Origin of the sequence: Shewanella sp., from assembly GCF_013214165.1 — a bacterium.
In the GTDB taxonomy this organism is placed as follows: domain Bacteria; phylum Pseudomonadota; class Gammaproteobacteria; order Enterobacterales; family Shewanellaceae; genus Shewanella.
The window spans coordinates 37554-61281 of sequence record NZ_JABSSM010000028.1 but is presented as its reverse complement, the minus strand read 5'-3'; the positions used below and the strand labels follow the sequence as shown (position 1 = coordinate 61281).

Annotated in this window: 20 protein-coding genes and 1 riboswitch; of the genes, 11 read left to right on the top strand and 9 right to left on the bottom strand. The window is 47.1% G+C overall.

All coding sequences use genetic code 11. The features are described from left to right. Window positions 1-208: 208 nt before the first annotated feature. Window positions 209-1189: a transposase gene (locus tag HRU42_RS10290; RefSeq protein WP_295030846.1), complete on the top strand. Its 981-nt coding sequence runs from the start codon at window positions 209-211 to the stop codon at window positions 1187-1189. Between the two features lie 1020 nt (window positions 1190-2209). Here HRU42_RS10290 and HRU42_RS10285 read toward each other — a convergent pair. The 4 genes from HRU42_RS10285 to HRU42_RS10270 all read right to left on the bottom strand — a co-directional run bounded on the left by HRU42_RS10285 (window position 2210) and on the right by HRU42_RS10270 (window position 4124). Further along, complete coding sequence (locus tag HRU42_RS10285) at window positions 2210-2464, bottom strand: hypothetical protein (RefSeq protein WP_295030844.1); 255 nt, start codon at window positions 2462-2464, stop codon at window positions 2210-2212. 181 nt (window positions 2465-2645) lie between these two features. Beyond that, entirely contained in the window at window positions 2646-3179 is a 534-nt protein-coding gene (locus HRU42_RS10280) for a GNAT family N-acetyltransferase (protein WP_295030843.1), read from the bottom strand. Window positions 3180-3292: 113 nt separating this feature from the next. Further along, window positions 3293-3553, bottom strand: a complete 261-nt coding sequence (locus HRU42_RS10275) for a hypothetical protein (protein WP_295030841.1) — start codon at window positions 3551-3553, stop codon at window positions 3293-3295. Window positions 3554-3665: 112 nt separating this feature from the next. After that, window positions 3666-4124 (bottom strand): GNAT family N-acetyltransferase, encoded by a 459-nt coding sequence (locus HRU42_RS10270; RefSeq protein WP_295030840.1) that lies wholly within the window; start codon window positions 4122-4124, stop codon window positions 3666-3668. Window positions 4125-5329: 1205 nt separating this feature from the next. On the opposite strand from HRU42_RS10270, the gene HRU42_RS10265 reads away from it, so the two are divergent. Next, on the top strand, window positions 5330-5455 hold the full coding sequence (locus HRU42_RS10265; protein ID WP_295030839.1) for a hypothetical protein: 126 nt from the start codon (window positions 5330-5332) through the stop codon (window positions 5453-5455). Between the two features lie 168 nt (window positions 5456-5623). Next, window positions 5624-7351 (top strand): RluA family pseudouridine synthase, encoded by a 1728-nt coding sequence (locus HRU42_RS10260; protein WP_295030837.1) that lies wholly within the window; start codon window positions 5624-5626, stop codon window positions 7349-7351. A 107-nt stretch (window positions 7352-7458) separates the two neighbouring features. Here HRU42_RS10260 and gndA read toward each other — a convergent pair whose 3' ends face one another. Next, window positions 7459-9012, bottom strand: coding sequence for an NADP-dependent phosphogluconate dehydrogenase (gene gndA, locus HRU42_RS10255; protein ID WP_295030836.1), 1554 nt, complete (start codon window positions 9010-9012; stop codon window positions 7459-7461). Window positions 9013-9790: 778 nt separating this feature from the next. Between gndA and HRU42_RS10250 the strand changes: the two genes are divergently transcribed. The 8 genes from HRU42_RS10250 (at window position 9791) to HRU42_RS10215 (ending at window position 18783) form a co-directional block, all read left to right on the top strand. Beyond that, window positions 9791-10192 (top strand): MerR family DNA-binding transcriptional regulator, encoded by a 402-nt coding sequence (locus HRU42_RS10250; RefSeq protein ID WP_295030834.1) that lies wholly within the window; start codon window positions 9791-9793, stop codon window positions 10190-10192. 124 nt (window positions 10193-10316) lie between these two features. After that, a complete protein-coding gene (locus tag HRU42_RS10245; protein ID WP_295030833.1) occupies window positions 10317-11486 on the top strand; it encodes an isovaleryl-CoA dehydrogenase in 1170 nt (389 codons plus the stop codon). A gap of 80 nt (window positions 11487-11566) precedes the next feature. After that, window positions 11567-13174, top strand: a complete 1608-nt coding sequence (locus HRU42_RS10240; RefSeq protein WP_295030831.1) for a carboxyl transferase domain-containing protein — start codon at window positions 11567-11569, stop codon at window positions 13172-13174. A 57-nt stretch (window positions 13175-13231) separates the two neighbouring features. Then, window positions 13232-14071 carry an enoyl-CoA hydratase-related protein gene (locus tag HRU42_RS10235; RefSeq protein ID WP_295030830.1) on the top strand — a complete coding sequence of 280 codons (840 nt, stop codon included), beginning with the start codon at window positions 13232-13234 and terminating at the stop codon, window positions 14069-14071. After that, complete coding sequence (locus HRU42_RS10230; protein ID WP_295030828.1) at window positions 14071-16185, top strand: acetyl/propionyl/methylcrotonyl-CoA carboxylase subunit alpha; 2115 nt, start codon at window positions 14071-14073, stop codon at window positions 16183-16185. The genes HRU42_RS10235 and HRU42_RS10230 overlap by 1 nt, the downstream gene beginning before the upstream one ends. 43 nt (window positions 16186-16228) lie before the next feature. Further along, entirely contained in the window at window positions 16229-17122 is an 894-nt protein-coding gene (locus tag HRU42_RS10225) for a hydroxymethylglutaryl-CoA lyase (protein WP_295030826.1), read from the top strand. A 268-nt stretch (window positions 17123-17390) separates the two neighbouring features. Next, on the top strand, window positions 17391-18110 hold the full coding sequence (locus tag HRU42_RS10220) for a CoA transferase subunit A (RefSeq protein WP_295030824.1): 720 nt from the start codon (window positions 17391-17393) through the stop codon (window positions 18108-18110). Between the two features lie 16 nt (window positions 18111-18126). Further along, a complete protein-coding gene (locus HRU42_RS10215; protein ID WP_295030822.1) occupies window positions 18127-18783 on the top strand; it encodes a 3-oxoacid CoA-transferase subunit B in 657 nt (218 codons plus the stop codon). Between the two features lie 345 nt (window positions 18784-19128). Here HRU42_RS10215 and HRU42_RS10210 read toward each other — a convergent pair whose 3' ends face one another. The 4 genes from HRU42_RS10210 to HRU42_RS10195 form a co-directional block, all read right to left on the bottom strand. Continuing rightward, entirely contained in the window at window positions 19129-19707 is a 579-nt protein-coding gene (locus HRU42_RS10210) for a thymidine kinase (protein ID WP_295030820.1), read from the bottom strand. Between the two features lie 208 nt (window positions 19708-19915). After that, complete coding sequence (locus HRU42_RS10205; RefSeq protein WP_295030819.1) at window positions 19916-21484, bottom strand: Na+/H+ antiporter NhaC family protein; 1569 nt, start codon at window positions 21482-21484, stop codon at window positions 19916-19918. Window positions 21485-21562: 78 nt separating this feature from the next. Then, window positions 21563-21781: riboswitch (Lysine riboswitch) on the bottom strand. Between the two features lie 202 nt (window positions 21782-21983). Beyond that, window positions 21984-22907 carry an FAD-binding protein gene (locus HRU42_RS10200; protein ID WP_295030817.1) on the bottom strand — a complete coding sequence of 308 codons (924 nt, stop codon included), beginning with the start codon at window positions 22905-22907 and terminating at the stop codon, window positions 21984-21986. Then, entirely contained in the window at window positions 22907-23656 is a 750-nt protein-coding gene (locus HRU42_RS10195; protein WP_295030815.1) for an electron transfer flavoprotein subunit beta/FixA family protein, read from the bottom strand. The genes HRU42_RS10200 and HRU42_RS10195 overlap by 1 nt, the downstream gene beginning before the upstream one ends. Between the last annotated feature and the right edge of the window lie 72 nt (window positions 23657-23728).

The window sequence follows — 23728 nt, the reverse complement described above, 5'->3', positions numbered from 1 at the left end:
AGTTACTAGGGCATAACGATCTGAATACGACTCAGATATACACACACGTTTTAGGCCAACACTATGCTGGAACAACTAGCCCAATGGATGATCTGCGTCATAGGTTCAGATTTTGAGTCTTGCCTGAAATAACAACCAAGACACCCAGGATTGTCAGATTAAGATCCCTTGACTACGCTTAAGTCAGAGTTGTTGAGGAGGGGTTATTATGCCTACACCAAGAAAAGCGTTAGTCAGCTTAGAGGATACGCTCTATTATCATTGCGTATCTCGTTGTGTTAGAAAGGCTTTTTTGTGCGGAGTTGATCATTACACAGGTCAATCCTATGAGCATAGACGGGATTGGGTTGAAAGTCGACTATTAGAACTTGCAGCTGTGTTTGCCATTGATATTTGTGCTTATGTAGTGATGAGTAACCATTTACATCTCGTATTACGTATTGATGTGGAGTTAGCTAAGCATTGGTCAGATATCGAAGTGGTCACTCAATGGCAAAAGCTGTTTAAAGGCGATAGCCTTAATCACGACTTTGTTAAAGGTGAACCACTTGAATCCTATCAACAAAGCATTATCAATAAACGAGTCAAAGAGTACCGCTTACGGCTGATGGATATCTCTTGGTTTATGCGGGCACTGAATGAACCTATTGCTCGTAGAGCCAATGCAGAGGACAAGTGTACTGGGCGCTTCTGGGAAGGACGATTTAAGTCCCAGGCCCTGCTTGATGAAGCGGCAGTACTGGCCTGTATGGCCTATGTAGATTTGAACCCAATCCGCGCTAAGATGGCTGCTACACCAGAAACTTCAGATTTCACTAGCATCAAACTGCGTATTAAGGCAGCGCTTAACGGTGAGCAGCCCAATACACTATTACCCTTTGTTGGCAACGAACATAAAGCAATGCCTAAGGGGCTCATGTTCAATGCTAAAGATTACCTGCAACTTGTTGATGATACAGGGCGTATAGTCAGAGATGGCAAGCGAGGCTCTATGAGTCAAGAGTCGGCCAAGATATTAAAGAGACTTAATATCCCGCAAGAAAACTGGATAAAACTAACCTCAGAATTTACCAAGATTTTCAAAGGGCCTGTGGGCAATACTCAAGAGTTAACAGCGTATTGTGAACACCTTGACCGTAAGCGCCGACAAGGAGCCGCCAACTGTCATCGATGGCTAGATGGCATTTAATCAAGACTGAGAGACATCCATTTTAAATTATTATATTCAAGCATAACCAAACGGCTGCTTGGTTATTTTTATGTCTGATTTTTAAGGGAATAGTCGAAATTTAGCTCATGACAGAATTATTGAGTATTGTATGGAGTATTAAAAGTGGGAGGATCGAATTTCTCTGGCAATCTGGCTCTAGCAGGTACAGGCCATCTAACAGAGAATAATATTGGGTGTCTTGGTTATTTCTTGGTTATTTGCCCTCAAGAGTTAACAGCGTATTGTGAACACCTTGACCGTAAGCGCCGACAAGGAGCCGCCAACTGTCATCGATGGCTAGATGGCATTTAATCAAGACTGAGAGACATCCATTTTAAATTATTATATTCAAGCATAACCAAACGGCTGCTTGGTTATTTTTATGTCTGATTTTTAAGGGAATAGTCGAAATTTAGCTCATGACAGAATTATTGAGTATTGTATGGAGTATTAAAAGTGGGAGGATCGAATTTCTCTGGCAATCTGGCTCTAGCAGGTACAGGCCATCTAACAGAGAATAATATTGGGTGTCTTGGTTATTGACCGCAATCTGGCTCTAGCAGGTACAGGCCATCTAACAGAGAATAATATTGGGTGTCTTGGTTATTGGCGATACGCTGCTGCCCGTGTTGTCATAAGCCAATGGACTTCTTGGGGATCCGCAGGTTCAATCGAACGACAAGCTTGATACTCACAGCCTAGCGCTGGAACTTATTGCGAGGAAATAGGGATGATGGGATCAACAAATGAAGGGGGTGTAAGAAGGTAACAAGCTGATATATAAATGATTACTTTAGTATTCTTGATGCTAATGGATAGTGCTGACTAAAGAAAAGTTACACTCTGATTTTTACCTCAAATAGATCAAATTTTCGATCTGCTATTTACTTAATAAAGAGTATTACCAAACCTCGGGCTTGTTCAACACTTGGGATAAGGACGCGGCTGCGCGCGGCCTATCCTTATTAGTTATGTGTTCTCTGTGCTACGGAGTACCACTTAGCATTCGGCAACCAGTTCTGCGAATAACTCTTTACCTTCCTGAGTTAGGTAATCATCTGTTTCAATGCTCTTCATGTATTTAGGCCAGTCAGGGCCATACAAAGCGTTTATAGCTCTTAGCCGAATATTTTCCAATTTCGGCTCTATGATTTCACAACATTCGAAGTAATCCCATGCTTTATGATCCGTTTCACCTTCGATGCAGGTTTGCAGAAGATCTGCGATATCTTGTGGCTCCCAGTGAACTGGCATTGAATTTTGTGCTCGAAACCTTTTAAAAAGGATAACGAGAGCAACAATGATAATTAATACGAACAGATATTGCATAATTAAGAACACATAACGCCCCAATAAGGGGCTGATAATAGTTTGCTAAAATGTGAAGCGAAGCGGAACCGAGCAAACTGTTAGCAGTCCCGTCTTAATTGGCTTGTTAGTTGTTGATTTGCAATAAAGGTAAATTACTTTCCCATACATAAAGTAAATCGTTGACTGTCTCATTACTGCCAGGCGGTTGCCATAAATTTGTTTCTTGGTGTTTTGCCCCAATCCTATGGTAGAAACTACGAGCATTTAAATTCCCTTCTAGAACCTCAAGGTATACACCTTTGTGATCAAATAATTGATCTGCCCATTCAGCAATTAAATACATTAACTGCTTACCAACACCTTTACCTTGGGCTGTTTTTGAAACGTGTAAATTATCGATGAAAGTTCCCCATTTGGGACTTTCATTTCCGAAAGCACAAACAAACCCACATATTTCATCATTGTCAGTAGCGATTAACACACGTTGATTATGCTTAGGTGAAGATAAACGACTACCCCAAGACTTTTCCCGCTCATCCCATACTTCATTATCAAGAAAATCATCGGGGAATATCCCTCTATAAGAATCTCGCCAACTCTCAGCATGTAATTTAGCCAAGTCTCTTATGTCATTAAAATTAGCAACTCTGTACTGCATATTACGGTGAACTCCAATGACAACTAACGCCCTAATAATGGGCAAAAAATTATTGGCTAAAATGTTGAGGAACGAAAACAGCCAACTGTTTTTTGTCCTTATTAATTAGCTTGTTAGGTTAAAATCCACGAGATTTCATGGAGACTTAAACCTGTACCTTTATTGAACTCCCACCTTGAACTAGTGATAACAAGATCAGAGTTTTTCCAATTGCTTTCAAATTCTCGCTCTGCTTTCTTACTTTCAAAGTAACAGTAAGCATCGGTTTTACCGTGAACAGGATCGACAGTTTTACCCATTAAGTATAAATGACCACCATCATGTCCAGTTCTCAAAATTTCTACATTTGATAATAAAACTTGGAGATTATCCATATTTAACCTAACGCCGTTTTAAGCGGCAAATTGCAGTTGGCTAAAATAAGTGAGGAACGAACAAAAAGCCAACTGTAATTTGTCCGACTTGAAAAACTTTGTTAGGTACACTTTACACAATACTTTTTGTCATAAACATACTATATGGATCTTCTTTATAATTACCAAAAGGTTCGCACTCTTCAAAACCGAATTGTTGATAAAGCCTCTGTGCTGGTAGAAAAGCATCCATAGTACCCGTTTCCAAGCTCAGTTTTTTATACGAACGAATATTCGCTTGATTAATAATATGTTCCAATAGCTTACGAGCAATACCTTTACGTAAGTGGTTAGTTGATGTGCGCATTGATTTTATTTCTCCATGCCCTTTCTCTAGCTCTTTTAAGGCACCAATGCCAGCTAATTCCTGATTTACCCAGAAACTCCAAAAAGTTACATCTGGTGATTCTAGGGCACTTAAATCTAATGCATGAACACTTTCAGGTGGAGAGTGTGAAAGCATATCCTCATGATGCTCTTTTAACAGAGTTATAACTTCTTCATTTCTTAATTCACCAATACGAATTTCCATTTAACACCTAAACTTGATTGTGTACATAACATTATAATATACGGCATGCGGGTTTCGCCAATGCCCTTTGGAAAAACGCGCGCTGAAATCAGACTTAAAAATGCATTAAAAACAACTCAATACCCTATGCAGTCGATAAGTTGTATCCAATACACTTTCAGCCAAAACGCGCATGCACGCTTTGCCTGTCCTATTATCTAATCCATTGAAGCGCGAACACTTGTACGTTACTGAATTTACACGATTATCTTACACACCACAATAGCAAAGTGTGCATCGGTTTAGGCACCCTCACTTGTTTTTTTATCAATACCGAATAATACTGTATATAAACACAGCTTTCTAGGTTGAGGAAAATGACAAATTCGAGCCCTTTTTTAGAGTCTGTCAGGCAAGATATTCGTTTGCGAGGTTATAGCCTGCGAACGGAGAAGGCCTATCTGTATTGAATTTATCGAGCCACCCATCATAAAAATGAAGCCATTGACCACATACCAGTGCTGACATTGTGAGTACTAAATGGCATGTAAGGCGATAATTTATTTTAACTTAAAGTATCAAGGCGATGATTTGGATGCACAATGATAAGGGCAATGATAAGTGGACACCCATAAGATTTTTGATACTTAAATTCCCCCAATTTCAACGTAGAGGATACATGGTGCGAGCCATGATTAAGCCTCTCAAATTAGCAATAACACACACTCTAAAATCGAGAGACCCCATTCTTGTAGAACAGCTAGGTGTAGATGCGGCTGCGAGCTTCGATTTCAGGGCGAGGCTTCACTCAGTGGAGCTCTTCGAGCGAGAGGCTGGGTGAATATGGCATAGCCATGAGCCTATGAACGAGAAGCATGGTGAATATGGTAAAGCCATGAGCCTATGAACGAGAAGCATGGATGCTGAACTGGCCTTTTTATAGGGACATAATTGGCTGAACTGGCCTTTTTATAGGGACATATTTTGCCGAACTGGCAGTTAAACAAGTACGTTATTGGAAATCGCAGAGCGTATAGGGATGACTCTTATAAAATCAAAAGCCGGCGCCTCGTAGAACCGTCTCAAAATAAAGAGTGCACGTAAGGTCGCTCTTAGGCATCTGACCTATAGGGATATAGGAAATGTCATTATGATGTCTGGAACATCTCTGACCATGTGATCACGACATTGGTGCATCTGACCTATAGGGAGACAGGAAATGTCTAATGTATGTCTGGAACATACAAGACCCGGCACCGCTGCAGGCGATAGATAACCATCAAGGGTCGACCTTCAAAATACTGGCCAACACCGAGCCAGCCGAACAAAACACCCAAACCAAGCAAATTTAAAAACAGCAATTTTTACAATTGCAAGATGATCTCTCGCTTATAAAAGGTTAAAATCCCTGCCACTTTTTATCGACATTTATCGTCAGATGAACGCATTGAGTCCTGATGAGACTTGCGATTCAGGCGCTAAACGTTCATGGCTAACCGTTTACTAAAAAAGACCCGCAGATGCATTCCCCAGAACATTGTTTTACCTCATTTAACGCGTCGACATCAGAATATTTTCTTCCAGAGCGGTTCACCTTTCCATTTTATTATGAGCCTCATCCTCTGTGTCTGTTGGCCGTCAGTGAATTACAGCAACATCTCGACACCCAGACTGACTGGCAACATGACTTTGGTTTACCTGCAGCTAAAAGCTCTGCTTTACCTGAAGTTAACGGCGCTAGTCTCAATGTCGATGGGAGTGATGCTTTAGGCAAGATGTTCGGTGTGCTGCTGGTGAAAAACCAGCAAGGTGAGCTAGGGTACCTGTCGGCGTTTTCCGGCAAGATTGCCGATCAAAACCTGCTGCCACACTTCGTTCCTCCCGTATTTGATATGTTGGCGAAAGACGGCTTCTTTATTCCCGAGCAAGACAAGATAAACTTGATAAACGCTGAGATCACAGCACTAAAACACGATCCAGAACTGGCGCGGTTACACGCTAGGCTAGCCGATGAAACTCGACTCGCCCAACAACAGATAGCCGCTCACCGCGTAACCATGATTGAGAATCGTAAACACAGAAAGGCCCAGCGTCTGGCGGGTGAGAGCCTAGATGCAGACGCCCATAAACTGCTCGGTATTCAGATGAGCCGGGAGAGCGTGCAAGATAAGCACCGCTTAAAAGAGCTAACCCTCTATTGGGATGAGCGACTAGCGAGTGCCAAGCAAGCCTATGAACAAGTGAATGGACACCTTTCAAGCTTAAAGCTTCAACGTAAAAACCTGTCCGGCGCCCTGCAACAGCGTCTGTTTGATGAGTATAGATTCTTAAACATTGAGGGTGAGCACAGAAGCTTAGGTGATATATTTACAGACACCATACACAAGGTTCCACCAGCAGGCTCAGGCGAGTGCGCCGCGCCGAAACTGTTGCATTTCGCCTTTAAGCATGGATTGATCCCAATCGCCATGGCCGAGTTTTGGTGGGGGGCAGCGCCAAAGTCTGAAATAAGGCAACATAAGAACTTCTATGGCGCCTGTCAGGGAAAGTGTCAGCCCATCTTGGGCCATATGCTTGAGGGCCTAGCCATCGATGAAAACCCACTACTGACCAATCCTGCCGAGGGTAAACAGCTCGAAATCATCTATCAAGATGACGACATGTTAGTGATCAACAAGCCCGCCGAGTTCTTGTCTGTTCCGGGTCGAAACATAGATGATTCTGTGTATTCACGAATTAAACAGCTTTACCCTGAAGCTACTGGCCCGCTTATCGTCCATAGACTCGACATGTCCACCTCAGGTTTGATGGTAATAGCCCTCAACAAGGCGGCCAATAAGAGCTTGCAGAAGCAATTTATCACTCGCACCGTTAACAAGCGTTATGTCGCTCTGCTAACCGGAGAACTCAGCCAAGATGAGGGCATCATCAGCTTACCGCTTCGCGGCGATTTCGATGATAGACCTAGGCAATTGGTATGTTTCGAACATGGCAAGCCAGCTGAAACTAGATGGCAGGTCATTTCTCGAATAAATGGACGCACTAAAGTGCACCTATATCCCAAAACAGGGCGCACCCATCAACTTAGGGTTCATAGCGCCCACCCCCAAGGCCTTAACATGCCAATAGTCGGTGACGACCTGTATGGCAAAAAGAGCCAACGATTACACTTACATGCCGAGCTATTGGAGCTCAATCACCCTAGGACACGTGAAGCTATGAGCTTTAGCGTCGAGGCAGATTTTTAATCGTATAGTTAGTTGCTTACGCGCACAAAAAAGGCTTCCCATGGAAGCCTTTTTTACGCTTTGCTATAACGAGCAAGCAGATATAATGCCGGTTGGTAAAAGAAGTATTAGACCTTAATCAAGTCTCTGGCAGCCTGACTCCAGTTGAGGTGATACTTCTCCCCCGCGGGCTTATCGGTGCGCTCAAACGTATGGGCACCGAAGAAGTCTCTCTGTCCCTGTAGCAGACTTGCTGGCAAGGTTTCACAGCGATAGCTATCATAATAGGCCAGCGCCGAGCTGATACAAGGCACGGGAATCCCCTTGAGTACCGCCGCCGATACTGCTTTACGCCAATCCAGTTGTTTGTCAGACAAGGCAATGCTGAAATCATCGGCCATCAACAAGTTAACCAACTCAGTGCCATCATTAGCGGCAGCCTGATAGGCTTGAGTGATAGATTGCAGGAACTTGGCGCGGATAATGCAGCCCGCACGCCATATTTTGGCAATCTCGGCGAAATTTAACGTCCAACCTCTGTCTTTCGACGCCATGGCCATCAGCTGGAAGCCTTGGGCATAACAGGCAATCTTGGCGCAATAGAGGGCATTTTCAAGCTGGTCAATAAAAGCATCACGCTCATCAGCTGTTGGTTTTTCAGCCACAGGACCTTTTAGCAGTTGACTCAATACCTGTCGCTGCATTTTTTGGGTACTAACGGCACGGGCATAGACGGCTTCGGCAATCGTTGGGGCCGGGCAACCTATCTGCAGACTGCTGACCGCAGTCCAGAGTCCTGTGCCCTTTTGCCCAGCCTTATCGAGGATCATCGAAACCAGTGGTTTACCCGTGATAGGATCGGCCTGCCTCAGTACTTGGGCACTGATCTCCATCAAATAGCTATTCAGGCTACCTTGGTTCCATTTATCAAATAGATCGGCAATCTCAGTCGTCGTCATGGCAAAGCCATCACTGAGTAACTGATAGGCTTCACAGATAAGCTGCATATCAGCATATTCGATGCCGTTATGTACCATCTTCACATAATGACCAGAACCTGCTGGGCCAATATAGGTCGTACATGGCTCGCCTTCTGTCACCGGATTACCCGGCTCCTGACGCTCTATGGGTAAGCCAGTGTCGGCATCGACCTTAGCCGCAATCGCTTCCCAGATAGGCTTAATTCTATCCCAGGCCTTGATGTCACCGCTCGGCATCAATGATGGGCCGAAACGCGCGCCCATCTCACCGCCGGATACGGCGCAGCTGAAGAAGACAAATTGCTTCGAGTAACGCGCTTCACGCTCGACCGTGTCGGTCCATAAGCTATTGCCCGTATCGATAACGATATCATCGGACTCGATACCCGCGTCGATGAGTGCATTACACACGCCATCGACTGGGGAGCCCGCTGGCACTGATAGCACCAATATACGTGGTTTTTCGAGGCTAGATAACATTTCAGAAAGATTATTACAGCCATTAATACGCAAGGGAACTTGGGTTTTCTGGCTGGCGGCGCGCTCAGATTTCTCTTGTTGCACAACACCTTGCACCTTGTTCGAATCGAGGTCAAACGCGGCGACCCTGTATTGGTTATCGGCAATGTTAAGTGCAAGATTCTTGCCCATAACACCCAGTCCGATCACGCCTATATCATGTAATTTGGTGTGGTTTTGCATTGATTAAATTCCGCAGGTCACAGAGATTATTTACCCTATCTTGTTATTGACTAAGACCATTCCAATCCAGAGGAAAGGCGAGGATATTAGCCGCTCTTTTATAAGAGGTAGCTCATCTAAGGAGCATAGACGATAGGTTATATTTTGGCGGAGATTATACAGACTTTGGTAAGTTAATTACTAGGCTTTACACTTGAATGACAAATTAGTTTCATGTTTATCTCTAATCCTGCAATGCTAGACACGTTAGCATGGCAGGATTTACCTTAAGGTTAGTAGGCTCACGCTCAAGCTGATCACACTAGGGGATCGGCGACCGTTTGACAAGCTATGGCGTCAGCAGCCACAGCGGTCTGCCAATAGCTATCTTGGCCAGCTACCATCTAGGCGCTATATTGGCTGTGGTTTAAAATGGCAGATACACAGATTCCTATTAGACCTAGAATAAGCCGATGTGAAATCAGTCGAGTTGCCGAGTTTATTTTTTAACCGCCCGATAAGAATAACGTACCGTTTGCTCGGTTTTAACGTCCGGGTTTTATAACAAGGAAACTATTCAAATATCAGACACTTAAATGTTTACCGCTTAACACTTCAGCCCTTAATCCTAGATCTTAACTCGCACCTCAAGCCTAGTCTCATAGCCGAGTGGCACATTTGCTTGACGTTCACCCGCACAAATCTGATTAAAAACTCAATGTTCAAAATGGCCATTAGCTTTACCTTTACGTAAACTTCATATATCGTTCTGGAAAAGTTAAATATTATGGTGTTTTTTATGAGTGAAAATCAGAGTCCCCAGACAACTTACTCTATTAGCGATCTCTCGAAAGAGTTTGATATTACCACACGTAGTATCCGTTTCTATGAAGATCAGGGCTTACTTAAGCCTAAGCGTCGTGGGCAAACTCGCATCTATGGGCTAAAAGATAGGGTGCGTCTTAAACTGATCCTCAGAGGGAAACGCCTGGGCTTTTCACTCGCCGAGACTCGCCGTCTATTCGAACTCTACGATGCCGATAAGAACAGCAGCTCACAACTTCAGACCATGTTAGATCTCGTCGAAGACAAGAAATCATCCCTGCAGCAGCAGATGGATGACATCAAGGTTGTCTTGATGGAGCTCAACTCTGCCGAGCAGCAATGCAGGACGGCACTGGCACTGCAAGAAGAAGAATAATCACCGGCAGCAATGACAAACCTAATTTATAAAGTTCAGTAACCAACCAAGGTTACTGAGCGAAATATCAACAATAATAAAAATCTATTCATCAAAGATTTATGAAATTGACAGGACACAAGCAATGACTCAACTCTACTCATCTCTTAATTTCGGCCTAGGCGAAGATGTCGACATGCTGCGTGATGCAGTGCAGAACTTTGCCGCCAATGAAATTGCCCCCATCGCAGCGAAGACAGATACGGACAACGCATTTCCTAATGATCTCTGGCCAGTGCTGGGTGATATGGGTCTGCTGGGTGTGACTGTATCTGAAGAATATGGCGGCGCTGAAATGGGCTATCTGGCTCACGTGGTTGCCATGGAAGAAATTTCCCGCGCCTCTGCCTCGATTGGTCTGAGCTACGGCGCTCACTCTAACCTGTGTGTTAACCAGATTAATCGCAACGGTAATGCCGAGCAAAAAGCCAAGTATTTGCCCAAATTGGTCAGCGGTGAGCACATAGGTGCTCTTGCCATGAGTGAGCCTAATGCGGGTTCGGATGTAGTATCCATGAAGTTACACGCTCGCAAAGAGGGTGACAGATACATCTTAAATGGCAACAAGATGTGGATCACCAACGGTCCCGATGCACAAACCTATGTCATCTATGCTAAGACAGATCTGGACAAGGGTGCCCACGGTATCACGGCGTTTATCGTCGACCGTGACTCTAAGGGCTTTAGCACGGCGCAGAAACTCGACAAACTCGGTATGCGTGGCTCTAACACCTGTGAGCTGGTTTTCCAGGATTGCGAAGTGCCGGCAGAAAATATACTCGGTGGCCTGAACAACGGCATCAAGGTATTGATGAGCGGCCTAGATTACGAACGTGTGGTGCTATCCGGTGGTCCCCTGGGAATAATGAACGCCTGTATGGATATCGTCATTCCTTATGTTCATGAGCGTGAGCAATTCGGTAAGTCCATCGGACAATTCCAGCTGGTACAGGGCAAGCTTGCCGACATGTATACCGGCATGAACGCGGCTAAGTCTTATGTCTACAATGTGGCCAAGTCTTGTGACCGAGGCGAAACCACACGTAAAGATGCCGCCGGTGCCATTCTCTTCTCCGCCGAGCTCGCGACTAAGATGGCACTGGATGCGATCCAGTTGCTCGGCGGTAACGGTTACGTCAACGATTATGCTACGGGTCGGCTCCTGCGTGATGCCAAGCTCTATGAAATTGGCGCCGGAACCTCGGAGATCCGCCGCATGTTAATCGGCCGCGAGCTGTTCAACGAATCTAAGTAGCTCCGCCAGACACAGAGGCGATATCAATATTCATTTGGCATCGTCATTTGACCTCAGTTTTGCTCAAAAGGATTGACACCGTGACGCAACTTAGCAGTCGTATAAATTCCCGTAGCGATGAATTCAAGGCAAAGCATGAAGACATGGCTGCCCTGGTTCAAGATCTTAAGTCCAAGCTGCAACAGATTGAACAAGGTGGCGGGATAGTTGCCCGTCAACGCCATCTATCCCGCGGTAAGATGCTGCCTAGGCAGAGGGTCGAGAAGCTGATCGATCCCGGCTCGCCGTTTCTTGAGCTTTCTCAGTTCGCCGCCTATGAATTATATGAAGATGTCATCCCTGCTGCCGGCGTTATTGCTGGAATAGGCCGTGTTAGCGGTGTCGAGTGTATGATCATCGCCAACGATGCCACGGTTAAGGGCGGCACCTACTATCCTGTCACGGTTAAGAAACACTTGCGGGCGCAGGAGATAGCCAGTCGCTGTCATCTGCCTTGTATCTATCTGGTCGATTCTGGCGGCGCCTACCTACCCCGCCAAGATGAAGTCTTCCCAGACAGAGACCATTTCGGTCGCATCTTCTACAACCAGGCACAAATGTCAGCCAAAGGCATTCCTCAAATTGCCGTGGTCATGGGCTTATGTACCGCAGGTGGCGCCTATGTGCCAGCCATGGCGGATGAATCCATTATCGTCAAAGAGCAAGGCACCATCTTCCTCGCCGGACCACCGCTGGTAAAGGCGGCAACCGGTGAAGAGGTCACGGCTGAGGAGCTTGGCGGCGCCGAGGTACACACTAAGATCTCTGGGGTCGCCGATCATTTGGCGCAAAATGATGACCATGCATTAGAGCTGGCACGGAAAGCGATTACTCGTTTGAACCATCAGAAGACGATTGCAGCCCAGCTCAGTCCGGTAAAACCGCCTAAGTTCGATATCAATGAGCTTTACGGCATAGTCGGCACAGATCTTAAGAAGCCATACGATATCAGGGAAGTGATTGCCCGTGTGGTCGATGACTCAGATTTCGATGAGTTTAAGGCCAACTACGGCAACACCTTAGTCTGTGGTTTCGCCCGTATTCACGGTTACCCAGTCGGCATCGTCGCCAACAACGGCATATTGTTTTCAGAGTCGGCCCAGAAAGGCGCCCACTTTATCGAGCTCTGTTGTCAGCGCAAGATCCCCCTCTTATTCCTGCAAAATATCACCGGCTTCATGGTGGGGAAAAAGTACGAACATGAAGGCATAGCTAAACACGGTGCCAAGATGGTTATGGCAGTGTCTTGTGCCAAGGTGCCTAAATTTACCGTCATCATAGGTGGCAGTTATGGCGCGGGTAACTACGGCATGTGTGGCCGTGCATTCGAGCCTACCATGATGTGGATGTGGCCCAACGCACGTATCTCAGTGATGGGCGGCGAGCAGGCTGCCGGTGTGTTAGCCACGGTGAAACGTGATGGTTTAGCCCGTAAGGGTGTCGAATGGTCAGATGATGAAGAGCAAAAGTTCCGCGCACCTATCGTCGAGCAATACGACAAAGAGGGTCACCCCTACCATGCCAGCGCCCGCTTGTGGGATGACGGCATTATCGACCCGGCACAAACCCGGGATGTGGTGGGTTTAGCTTTATCTGCCGCGCTCAATGCGCCGATAGAAGAGACCAAATTTGGTGTATTTCGTATGTAATGGCCTTGGCCATCCTGACCGATAAAGCGATATTGACTAAGCTGTGAGTGCTGAACCATGACGACACAATTGATAGAAAAATTTAAATACGTTTCATGCCAACTGAGTAATGGCGTGGGACAGATGATCCTCAACCGAGCCGATAAGCATAATGCCTTCGATGAGGTGATGATCACCGAGATGATCCACACCCTCGAGCATCTTGCTAGCAATGATGAATGCCAGGTACTGGTGCTCAAAGCCAATGGCAAAAACTTCAGTGCCGGCGCCGATCTCAATTGGATGCGCAAGCAGGCCAAGATGGATTTCGAGCAAAACTTGGCTGATGCCAATGAGCTTGCCAAGTTGATGTCGACCTTAGATAAATTCCCTAAACCCACGATAGCCTTAGTGCAGGGGGCCGCATTTGGTGGCGCATTAGGGCTTATCTGCTGTTGTGATATCGCCATCGCCAATGAGCGAGCCAGCTTTTGCTTGAGTGAAGTAAAACTCGGGCTCATCCCTGCGGTGATCAGCCCTTATGTGGTGCGCGCCATGGGACAACGAGCCTCGCGTCGCTACATGTTGACAGCCGAACGATTCACTGCCGAGAAGGCGCTGGAACTGCAAGTCATTCACGAGATTAATGACGATCTCGAAGCCGCCGCCGAGCCGATTATCCAAGCCCTGCTCGCTAACAGCCCGCAAGGCATGACCTGGGTGAAAACCTTGCTTTCTCGCCTCGAAGACGGCGTTATCGATGCCCAGACGCTGGATTATACCAGTGAACGTATCGCCAATATTCGGGTATCGAATGAAGGTCAGGAAGGCCTAAATGCCTTCTTCGACAAGCGCAAGCCAAACTGGAGCAGCGCTCAAAATGATGCAAAAAATATCAGCGCGCAAGGAGCCAAATAATGTTTAGCCAGTCCTTAATAAAAAAACTATTAATTGCTAACCGTGGCGAAATTGCCTGTCGTATCATCAAAACAGCCAAGGCCATGGGCGTTCGCACCGTGACTTTATACAGCGACGCCGATGTCAATGCCCGCCACGTGGCATTAGCCGATGAATCCTTCTACTTAGGCGGCAGCGCGCCGGCAGACTCTTATCTTAAAGCCGATCTGATCATCGACATCGCCAAGAAGTCCGGCGCTCAGGCCATACACCCAGGTTATGGTTTCCTGTCTGAAAATGCCGAGTTTGCCCGCAAGTGTGAGCAAGCTGGCATCATCTTCGTCGGCCCGACTGCCGATGCCATCGACTCCATGGGCAGCAAGAGCGCAGCGAAAGATATCATGGGCGCGGCAAATGTGCCCCTAGTGCCTGGTTATCATGGTGATGCCCAAGATGATGCCCTGCTCGTCAAGGAAGCCAACAAGATGGGCTTCCCCTTACTGATCAAGGCAACCTATGGCGGTGGCGGTAAGGGCATGCGTATCGTCGAGAATAGCGCCGAAGTATTGGAAAACATTCACTCTGCCAGACGTGAAGCCACCTCCTCTTTCGGTAACGACAAACTCCTGATGGAGCGTTACCTGCGCCAGCCTCGTCATGTGGAAGTACAAGTTTTCGCCGACAACTATGGCAACTGCATCTATTTGTCCGATCGTGACTGTTCAATTCAGCGTCGCCATCAAAAAGTCGTCGAAGAGGCGCCAGCCCCAGGCCTGAGTGACGCACTCAGAGTCGAGATGGGTGAAGCGGCAGTCGCGGCTGCCAAAGCCATCGACTATCGCGGCGCAGGCACCATAGAATTCCTGCTCGATACCGATAACAGCTTCTATTTCATGGAGATGAATACTCGTCTGCAGGTTGAGCATCCGGTGACTGAGATGGTTACAGGCCAAGACTTGGTAAAATGGCAGTTGATGATAGCCAGCGGTAGTCAGTTACCCCTGAAACAAGACGAAGTGCGTATTCACGGCCATTCATTCGAAGTGCGTATCTACGCCGAAGATCCGCAAAATGACTTCCTGCCCGCCAGCGGTAAGCTTAACTTCCTGCGTGAACCAGAGCAGAGTAAGTATGTACGGATCGACTCGGGCATTCGTGAAAACGATGTGATCAGTAACTTCTACGATCCTATGATCTCTAAGCTTATCGTGTGGGACGAGACTCGCCCACGAGCACTGCAACGCATGGTCCACTCCCTTGAGTCATACCAGATCAGCGGCTTGAAACACAATATCGAGTTTCTGGCTAACATCACCGCGCATAAAGCCTTCAGCGATGCCAATTTCAGCACCGACTTTATCGAGCGCTACGGCGATGAGCTTATCGGCCGTAGCCCTCTCCAGTCACAGGAGTCGGCGTCAAATGATGAGCAAAATGCCTTAGCACTGGCGGCGCTCTATCAGCTGTGCGCCCGAAAAGTGGCCGCGAAAGCATGTGCGGTGAACAGCCATGATCCCTATTCACCTTGGGGAACTGTGAGTGGATTTAGGCTCAATAGCAACAGTATCCACCAGATCTCACTGCTGGACGATAAGCATCAAGTTCAACATCTAGAAGTCAGTGAAATGATGATTGCCGGTCAGTCTGTCTATCAGGTTCAAATCGATGACAAGGCTTATGTGTTAAAGGGTGAGCTCATCGATGAGATGCTTCACGCCGAGATTGCCGTTAAAGACGAGCATGACAAAAATTCTGCCATCAAGGCATCCGGTCATAAAGTGAAAGTGCCTGTCAGCCAGGTCGAACAAGACTTCACCCTCTTTATCAATACCACCAGCTATCATTACCGTGCGATTCAGACTGAGCTAGTTGAAGAGCAAGCGTGTCTCAAAGATAATCTCAAGGCGCCGATGAACGGCACTATCGTGACTCATCTGGTCAACAAAGGTGATGCTGTGACAGCGGGTCAAGGCCTGATGGTGATGGAAGCGATGAAAATGGAATACACCATAGAGTCTCCCTTTGACGGCGTAGTAACCAGTTTCTTCTTCGAGCCAGGCGAGCTCGTCAGCGACGGCACCATATTAGTAGAAGTCGAGCCCCTAGAACCCGCTGCTACAGAAGGAAAAACATGAAGATGGCTCATGTAATAAACGCAACTGATGAGCGGAGAGCCTAATGACGTTCCCTAAACAGGTCAGCATATTTGAAGTTGGCGCCCGCGACGGCCTGCAAAATGAGCAGGCTGTCAGCACGCAAGATAAAATAGTCTTGATACAAGACTTAGCCAAAGCTGGCATTAAACGCATAGAAGCGGCGAGCTTCGTGTCACCCAAATGGGTGCCGCAGATGGCCGACTCGGGTGAAGTGTTACGCAATATTAAGCGTGAAGCCGATGTGATTTATAGCGCCCTGACCCCGAATATGAAGGGCCTGGAACTTGCGCTTGACGCAAGAGCCGATGAAGTTGCCATCTTTGGCGCGGCGTCAGAGAGCTTCTCTCAGCGTAATATTAACTGCTCAATCGAGGAGTCCATTGCACGCTTTAAGCCACTGATGGAGCGGGCTAAGGCCGAAAACATTCGGGTTAGAGGCTATGTTTCCTGCGTCCTAGGTTGCCCCTATGAAGGTGAGATTGACGTGAGTGAAGTGGCTCGCGTGTCTGAAATTTTTTACAAGATGGGCTGCTATGAGATCTCACTCGGTGACACCATAGGCGTTGGCACGCCAAATAATGCCCGTAAGATGGTGCAAGCCGTCAGCCAAGTCGTGCCGGTGGATAAACTCGCACTGCACTTTCATGATACCTATGGTCAGGCGTTGGCGAATATATTGGCCTGCCTTGAAACCGGCGTCAGTGTCGTCGACTCATCGGTAGCTGGACTCGGTGGATGCCCCTATGCCAAAGGCGCATCGGGTAACTTAGCTAGCGAAGATCTGGTTTACATGTTACATGGACTCGGAATAGACACAGGCGTAGATCTCACTCTACTTGCCCAGGCAGGTAAAAATATAAGCCAGGCCCTTGGCAGACAAACAGGCTCTAAAGTTGCCCAAGCCTTGATAAGTTAGAGCCTTCTGCGGATAAAGAGCCTTCAGCGAACAAAAAGCCTTCAGCGGATAAAGAGCTGAGCGCTTCGCTTCTCGTTCCTAGGGCGTGCTACGCACTTCGAGGACGCCAACAAGTTGGCTGCGAGAAACTATAAAATCAACAGCCAAGATGTTAGTGGTATAACCGATACAGCGTCTTAACGATGAGCTTACTAGCCTGAACTTGCTAATAACCCAGGTTCTCGGTAACGAATTAACACTCGACCCTTCTACAAGAGAGATAAGAATAATGGCAGGACTGAATAAAGTCGTACACAGTTATGAAGAAGCCTTAGCGGGCCTTTCCAATGACATGACTGTCATGGTAGGCGGATTTGGCCTTTGCGGTATCCCCGAAGGCTTGATCTCACACATGGTCAAAATCGGCGTAACAGGATTAACGGCCATCTCTAATAACGCCGGAGTCGATGATTTCGGCTTAGGCTTACTGCTCAAGAGCCGCCAAATCGATACCATGATAGCCTCCTATGTCGGTGAAAACGCGACCTTCGAGAAGCAGATGTTATCCGGTGAACTCAATGTGATCTTGACTCCCCAAGGCACACTCGCGGAAAAAATACGTGCCGGCGGTGCAGGCATCCCAGCCTTCTTCACCGCAACGGGTTACGGTACCCCCATTGCCGAAGGCAAAGAAACCCGTGAGATAGAGGGACGACATTACGTACTCGAGCCCTCACTCACCGCAGATTTCGCCCTAGTGCGCGCCTGGAAAGCCGATACCATGGGTAACCTGGTGTTTCGTAAGACCGCCGCTAACTTCAACCCCATGATGGCAACAGCCGGTAAGATTACCGTGGTCGAAGCCGAGTATATCGTTGAGCCCGGCGAACTAGATCCAGATCATATCCACACCCCGGGGATTTACGTTAATCGTGTCATCCAAGGCACATTCGAGAAACGCATCGAGCAACGTACCGTTAAGCCATCTTTAACAGCAGCATCAACATAAGCAGGAGGGAGACAATATGGCATTATCAAGAGATCAACTCGCACAACGTGTAGCGGCAGAGCTAAAAGATGGTTATTACGTCAACCTAGGCATTGGCATTCCCACCTTAGTGGCTAACTATATTCCAGAGGGAATTGATGTGATGCTGCAATCGGAAAATGGCCTGCTCGGCATGGGTGAATTCCCTACTGAAGAGACCATAGATGCCGATCTTATCAACGCCGGCAAGCAGACTGTCACCGCAGTCGATGGCGCCTCATTCTTCTCCTCGGCAGAGAGCTTTGCCATGATCCGTGGCGGTCATGTTGACCTGACCGTACTGGGCGCCTTCGAAGTTGATCAGCAAGGTTCTATCGCCTCCTGGATGATCCCAGGCAAGCTCATCAAGGGCATGGGCGGCGCTATGGACTTGGTCGCAGGCGCCGATAATATCATCGTCACCATGATGCATGCAGACAAGCGCGGTAACTCTAAACTGCTCGCCAAGTGTGAATTGCCGCTAACCGGCTTTGGCTGTATCAAGCGTGTACTGACCGATCTGGCCTTTATGGAGATTAAAGACGGTGCCTTCCACCTATTAGAGCGTGCTCCAGGCGTCTCTGTCGAAGAGATAGTTGAGAAAACAGCAGGAAAGTTAGTTGTTCCTGAGCATGTACCTGAAATGAGCTTGTAAGCTATCTTTGTTTATAAGCTAGACAATGAAATTGAGAAGATGCAGCCAACATTTCCGGAGAATAGAGAGCATATTTTCCACATAACCGCCGTCTTTAGCATGGTATTGGCGCTTGTGGGATTTAGCCACAACGTCTGGCGAATGGAGGTCACTGAATATAACTCAACGACTTAAACAAGAATGGTAGCCAGACTGGGATTCGATAGGCGATGACGAAACCAGTGTCGGCGAGGTGATAGCAAGAATTGATGATACGAGAGAGCAGGTAAGAAAGCTGCTCTCGAGATTAAACTAAAGCAAATAGATAAGGCCCTAGCACCTAGGAACTAAGACCTGATCTCTTTCTTAATCCCACAAAAACTCTCTAAAATGCTTGCGGCAAACTGATTCATAACGCTCGTTGCCACCGATGGCAACCTGCTCACCTTCACGCATAGGCTTGCCTTCATCGTCAAGTCTCACCACCATGTTCGCCTTGCGGCCGCAATGGCAGATGGTTTTGAGCTCGACCAATTTATCTGACCAGGCCAGCAGATATTGGCTACCGGTAAATAACTCTCCCTGAAAGTCTGTTTTCAGGCCATAACAGAGTACAGGTATGTCCAATATGTCGACGATATAGGTCAGCTGTTTGACCTGCTGTTTACTCAAAAATTGAGATTCATCGATAAGAATACAATGCAGTTTCTGCTCTGCATGAGCCGTGGCTATCATCTTGGCAATATCATCATCACTGGCAAAAACCTGCGCCTCGGTTTCTATGCCTAGTCGTGAAGACACCTTACCCACACCATAGCGGTCATCGATTGAGGCCGTCATCACTAAGGTGTGCATGCCACGTTCGCGATAATTATATGAGGACTGCAAGAGCGAAGTAGACTTTCCGGCATTCATCGCCGAATAATAAAAATAGAGCTGTGCCAAACCGATATCCCATATCCATGAATTCGGCTACAGCTTAACAATTTTTATCACGAAAATCATGTAGCGGTGCCATTCAAGCCAATACTCACTAATTCTGATAGACATCGATTGGATCACAGCCTAACTTTAGACAAAAAAATACCGCTCATTTGAGCGGTATTTCACTTGCTAGCTATGCCTTAGATGAGCAAAAACATTGACAGCTCGGCTAGCTGCTAGCCTGAGTAGATTTAAACTTCAAGACTAGGACACTAATTACAAATAAGATGCTACAGGTAGCCAGTCCAGCCATCAAAGACTCGGTGAATCCCAGTACTAGGTACCCACCCAAGCTGATCCCAGCCACAATTAAGGCGTAGGGCAATTGAGTGATCACATGATCGATATGATGACAGTTGGCTCCCGTGGAGGAGAGGATTGTCGTATCTGAGATTGGCGAACAATGGTCACCAAATACCGCACCAGCGAGCACAGCAGCAAGCATAGGCAACATCAGGCTGGTGTTGGTGCCCATTGCCATATCCGCAGCGATAGGTAGCATGATACCGAACGTGCCCCAGCTGGTGCCGGTTGAGAACGCTGTCAGGCCTGCAAGTACAAATAACACGGCGGGTAACATTGCAAACGGAATATTACCCGATGCCAGACTCGCCATGTACTTACCTGTCTCTAATTGACCAATCACACCGGCTATCGTCCATGCAAATAGCAAGATATAGATGGCTGGCAGCATAGAGCGAGCGCCGGCAACCAGACCTTTAATCAGGTACGACTTGTCCAATCCCTGTATCAAGACTAGGGCCAGAGTCGCAATAAAACCGACTAGGGCACCGAAGAACAGAGATGAGGCGACATCGGTATTTTCAAATGCACCGAGAATACTGAAAGGTTTTCCGTCGGCTGCTAATACGTCTCCGCCGCTGCTCACCATGAAATAGAAGGTCGCAAAGACCAGTACGATAATGGGCAGGAATAATCCCAAGATCTTACCGTTGTTGGCCTCTGGCAGATCTGAGTTAGCACCGGGTGGTAAGCCTTTAGCCTCATCATATAAGTTACCCTTCTGCGCATTGAGCTCATGCTGGCGCATTGGGCCTACATTGAGGTCCCAAAAAGCGACACAAAGCAGGAGTAACAGTGCAAAGATGGCATAGAAGTTCATCGGGATCATCTGGATGAAGACACTCAGATGTCCTGAATCGGTGAAACCATGGGCGGTGAGAATACCGCCGATCAAGGCGATGATATACGCCCCCCAACTCGACACGGGAGAGATCACGCAGATAGGCGCAGCTGTCGAGTCCAATATATAGGCGAGCTTGCTGCGGGAAATATAATATCTGTCGGTGAGAGGTCTGGCGACACTGCCAACCACTAGACTATTGAAATAATCGTCGATGAAGATCACACAACCTAAGAACATGGTCAGCAACTTGGCATCACGCTTACACTTGATGTGGTTCCTTGCCCAATCGGCAAAAGCACTCGCCGCGCCGCTCACGGTAATGAGGGCGGTGATCATCCCCAACAGTACCAGGAAGCCTAGCAGATACATATTCCAGGAATTGATGGCACCATCATCCCAGAATAAGCCAGCAACTTGCTCACCTAAATATTGGCCTGATGCTATAACAGAGAAATCGTTTATCAATACTGCGCCGAGTAATATACCCATCCCCAAAGAGAGCAATACACGACGAGTAACAATCGCCATCAGAATCGCGACCACAGGAGGCAGCAATGAAAGCGCCGAATCGGCATAACTTAAAATTGTCATTTAATTATAATCTTAGTGTTAAGTACGAATGGAGGCTGCTGAACTGGTGGGATATTGACGATATCTGAAAACACCTGTCCTATCAGTAGCGCTCCATAGTAATACCGTTAATTAAAAGGTATAAATTTTTCTTATCATCCGGATAAGAAATACTATGGCAGTGCCATATCTATTAGATACAGCCCCAGCAGTAAACCGTGATATGTATTACTGCTTCGGCATCAAAGCCTTTCATGATAGATAAGCGGTATCACCCTGGCTATCACTACTGATCTTTAATGCACCTCTACTTTTCAGGACGTTTACCATGTCATGTGATGATGAGCGCCTCAAAGGTGCCAAAATCAGTCATATATGGAAACGTAACCCTAATAAAAACACAGGCGGCTTCGAGGATTCTACCTCAAAACCGCCTGTTGTGATCAAGATCACGCTTAATGGGTGTAAATTAAAAGTGTTTCACTTTAAAATTACACTTAGGCAGCATCTAGTCGACAATTTATAGCAAATCAGTGAGTTCAGGAACCGCTTCAAACAGATCCGCTTCCAAACCATAATCGGCAATCTGGAAGATCGGCGCTTCGGGATCCTTGTTGATAGCGACGATCACTTTAGAGTCTTTCATCCCCGCAAGGTGCTGAATTGCACCCGAGATACCCACGGCGATATACAAGTCCGGTGCCACTATCTTACCGGTTTGGCCCACTTGCAGATCGTTAGACACAAAACCCGCATCGACCGCAGCACGTGAAGCACCGAGTGCACCACCTAGCTTATCCGCAAGCTTTTCTAAGATGGCGAAGTTCTCACCGCTTCCCAGACCACGACCACCCGATACCACAACAGATGCAGCACTAAGTTCGGGTCGCTCAGATTTTGATAGGCTCTGAGAAACAAATTGAGTCACAGAATCGAAAACCTTATCTAGGGCAACAACATCCGCAGCACCATCATTAGCGACCGCATCGAACGCACTCGCACGTACTGTGAGTACCTTCTTAGCATCATGGCTCTGAACCGTGGCTAATGCATTACCCGCATATATTGGACGCACGAAGGTATCGGCACTCACGACTTCTACCACTTCAGATAACTGAGCGACATCTAAAAGCGCAGATACACGTGGTAATGTGTCTTTACCTTGGCTAGTAGCTGCAGCCAAGATGTGTTCATAATCACCGGCAATATCGACGATAAGTTGCGCCACATTATCCGCAAAACCGTGAGCATATTGCGCCGACTGTGCGACTAAAACACGCCTGACACCCGTAAGTTGCTTGGCGGCATCGACCACGGCGGCGCATTCATGACCGGCAATCAAGACATCGATATCGCCGCCAATGGCTTGACCACAAGCGACAACTTTGGCGGTGTCCAGCTTCAAGCTGGCATTATCATGTTCTGCTAATACTAAAATTGCCATTAGATCACCTTCGCTTCATTCTTTAACTTATCGGCCAGTTCTGCAACACTAGCCACCATAATTCCAGCCTTACGCTCGGCAGGTGGAGTCACTTTCAATACTGTTTGATGCTGCTTCAGACTTACACCTAGATCATCGATAGAAAGGGTCTCTAATGGCTTACGCTTTGCCTTCATGATGTTAGGTAACTTAGCGTATCTAGGTTCATTTAAACGCAAATCAACCGTCACTACCGCTGGCAGCGAAACGGTGACACTCTGTAGGCCGCCATCGACTTCACGTGTCACGGCAAGAGAGTCGCCCTCGACTTTAACTTCAGAAGCAAATGTCGCCTGAGGCATATTAGCCAGTGCCGACAGCATCTGTCCGGTCTGGTTATTATCACCATCGATAGTTTGCTTGCCCAAAATAATCAGTTGTGCCTGCTCTTTTTCCTGAACGGCATTGAGCAGTTTAGCAATAGATAAAGGTACTAACGCCTCTTCAGTCTGGATATGAATACCACGATCGGCACCTAGAGCCATTGCCGTACGTAGCTGCTCCTGTGCGGCTTTAGGGCCCACGGTAACAACCACAATTTCAGAAGCCACACCGGCTTCTTTTAAGCGCACGGCTTCTTCTACGGCAATCTCACAAAAAGGGTTAATCGCCATTTTCAAGTTAGCGGTATCGACATCGGTATTGTCAGCATTCACTCTGACTTTAACATTGGCATCGACGACGCGCTTAACAGGCACCAATACTTTCATAGGGCTTCCTTCTTACGTCATTTTTAGAGGGTTGAGTATAGGTTAACACCTACACAAAGTAGAGCCACTCTA

Bases quoted from the DNA above. Each gene is read 5' to 3' on its own strand.
- HRU42_RS10235 (WP_295030830.1), top strand. From the start codon at position 13,232: ATGACGACACAATTGATAGAAAAATTTAAATACGTTTCATGCCAACTG.
- HRU42_RS10280 (WP_295030843.1), bottom strand. From the start codon at position 3,179: ATGCAGTACAGAGTTGCTAATTTTAATGACATAAGAGACTTGGCTAAA.
- HRU42_RS10225 (WP_295030826.1), top strand. From the start codon at position 16,229: ATGACGTTCCCTAAACAGGTCAGCATATTTGAAGTTGGCGCCCGCGAC.
- HRU42_RS10195 (WP_295030815.1), bottom strand. From the start codon at position 23,656: ATGAAAGTATTGGTGCCTGTTAAGCGCGTCGTCGATGCCAATGTTAAA.
- HRU42_RS10250 (WP_295030834.1), top strand. From the start codon at position 9,791: ATGAGTGAAAATCAGAGTCCCCAGACAACTTACTCTATTAGCGATCTC.
- HRU42_RS10230 (WP_295030828.1), top strand. From the start codon at position 14,071: ATGTTTAGCCAGTCCTTAATAAAAAAACTATTAATTGCTAACCGTGGC.
- HRU42_RS10205 (WP_295030819.1), bottom strand. From the start codon at position 21,484: ATGACAATTTTAAGTTATGCCGATTCGGCGCTTTCATTGCTGCCTCCT.
- HRU42_RS10270 (WP_295030840.1), bottom strand. From the start codon at position 4,124: ATGGAAATTCGTATTGGTGAATTAAGAAATGAAGAAGTTATAACTCTG.
- HRU42_RS10220 (WP_295030824.1), top strand. From the start codon at position 17,391: ATGGCAGGACTGAATAAAGTCGTACACAGTTATGAAGAAGCCTTAGCG.
- HRU42_RS10245 (WP_295030833.1), top strand. From the start codon at position 10,317: ATGACTCAACTCTACTCATCTCTTAATTTCGGCCTAGGCGAAGATGTC.
- HRU42_RS10260 (WP_295030837.1), top strand. From the start codon at position 5,624: ATGCATTCCCCAGAACATTGTTTTACCTCATTTAACGCGTCGACATCA.
- HRU42_RS10275 (WP_295030841.1), bottom strand. From the start codon at position 3,553: ATGGATAATCTCCAAGTTTTATTATCAAATGTAGAAATTTTGAGAACT.
- HRU42_RS10265 (WP_295030839.1), top strand. From the start codon at position 5,330: ATGTATGTCTGGAACATACAAGACCCGGCACCGCTGCAGGCGATAGAT.
- HRU42_RS10215 (WP_295030822.1), top strand. From the start codon at position 18,127: ATGGCATTATCAAGAGATCAACTCGCACAACGTGTAGCGGCAGAGCTA.
- HRU42_RS10285 (WP_295030844.1), bottom strand. From the start codon at position 2,464: ATGCCAGTTCACTGGGAGCCACAAGATATCGCAGATCTTCTGCAAACC.
- gndA (WP_295030836.1), bottom strand. From the start codon at position 9,012: ATGCAAAACCACACCAAATTACATGATATAGGCGTGATCGGACTGGGT.
- HRU42_RS10200 (WP_295030817.1), bottom strand. From the start codon at position 22,907: ATGGCAATTTTAGTATTAGCAGAACATGATAATGCCAGCTTGAAGCTG.
- HRU42_RS10290 (WP_295030846.1), top strand. From the start codon at position 209: ATGCCTACACCAAGAAAAGCGTTAGTCAGCTTAGAGGATACGCTCTAT.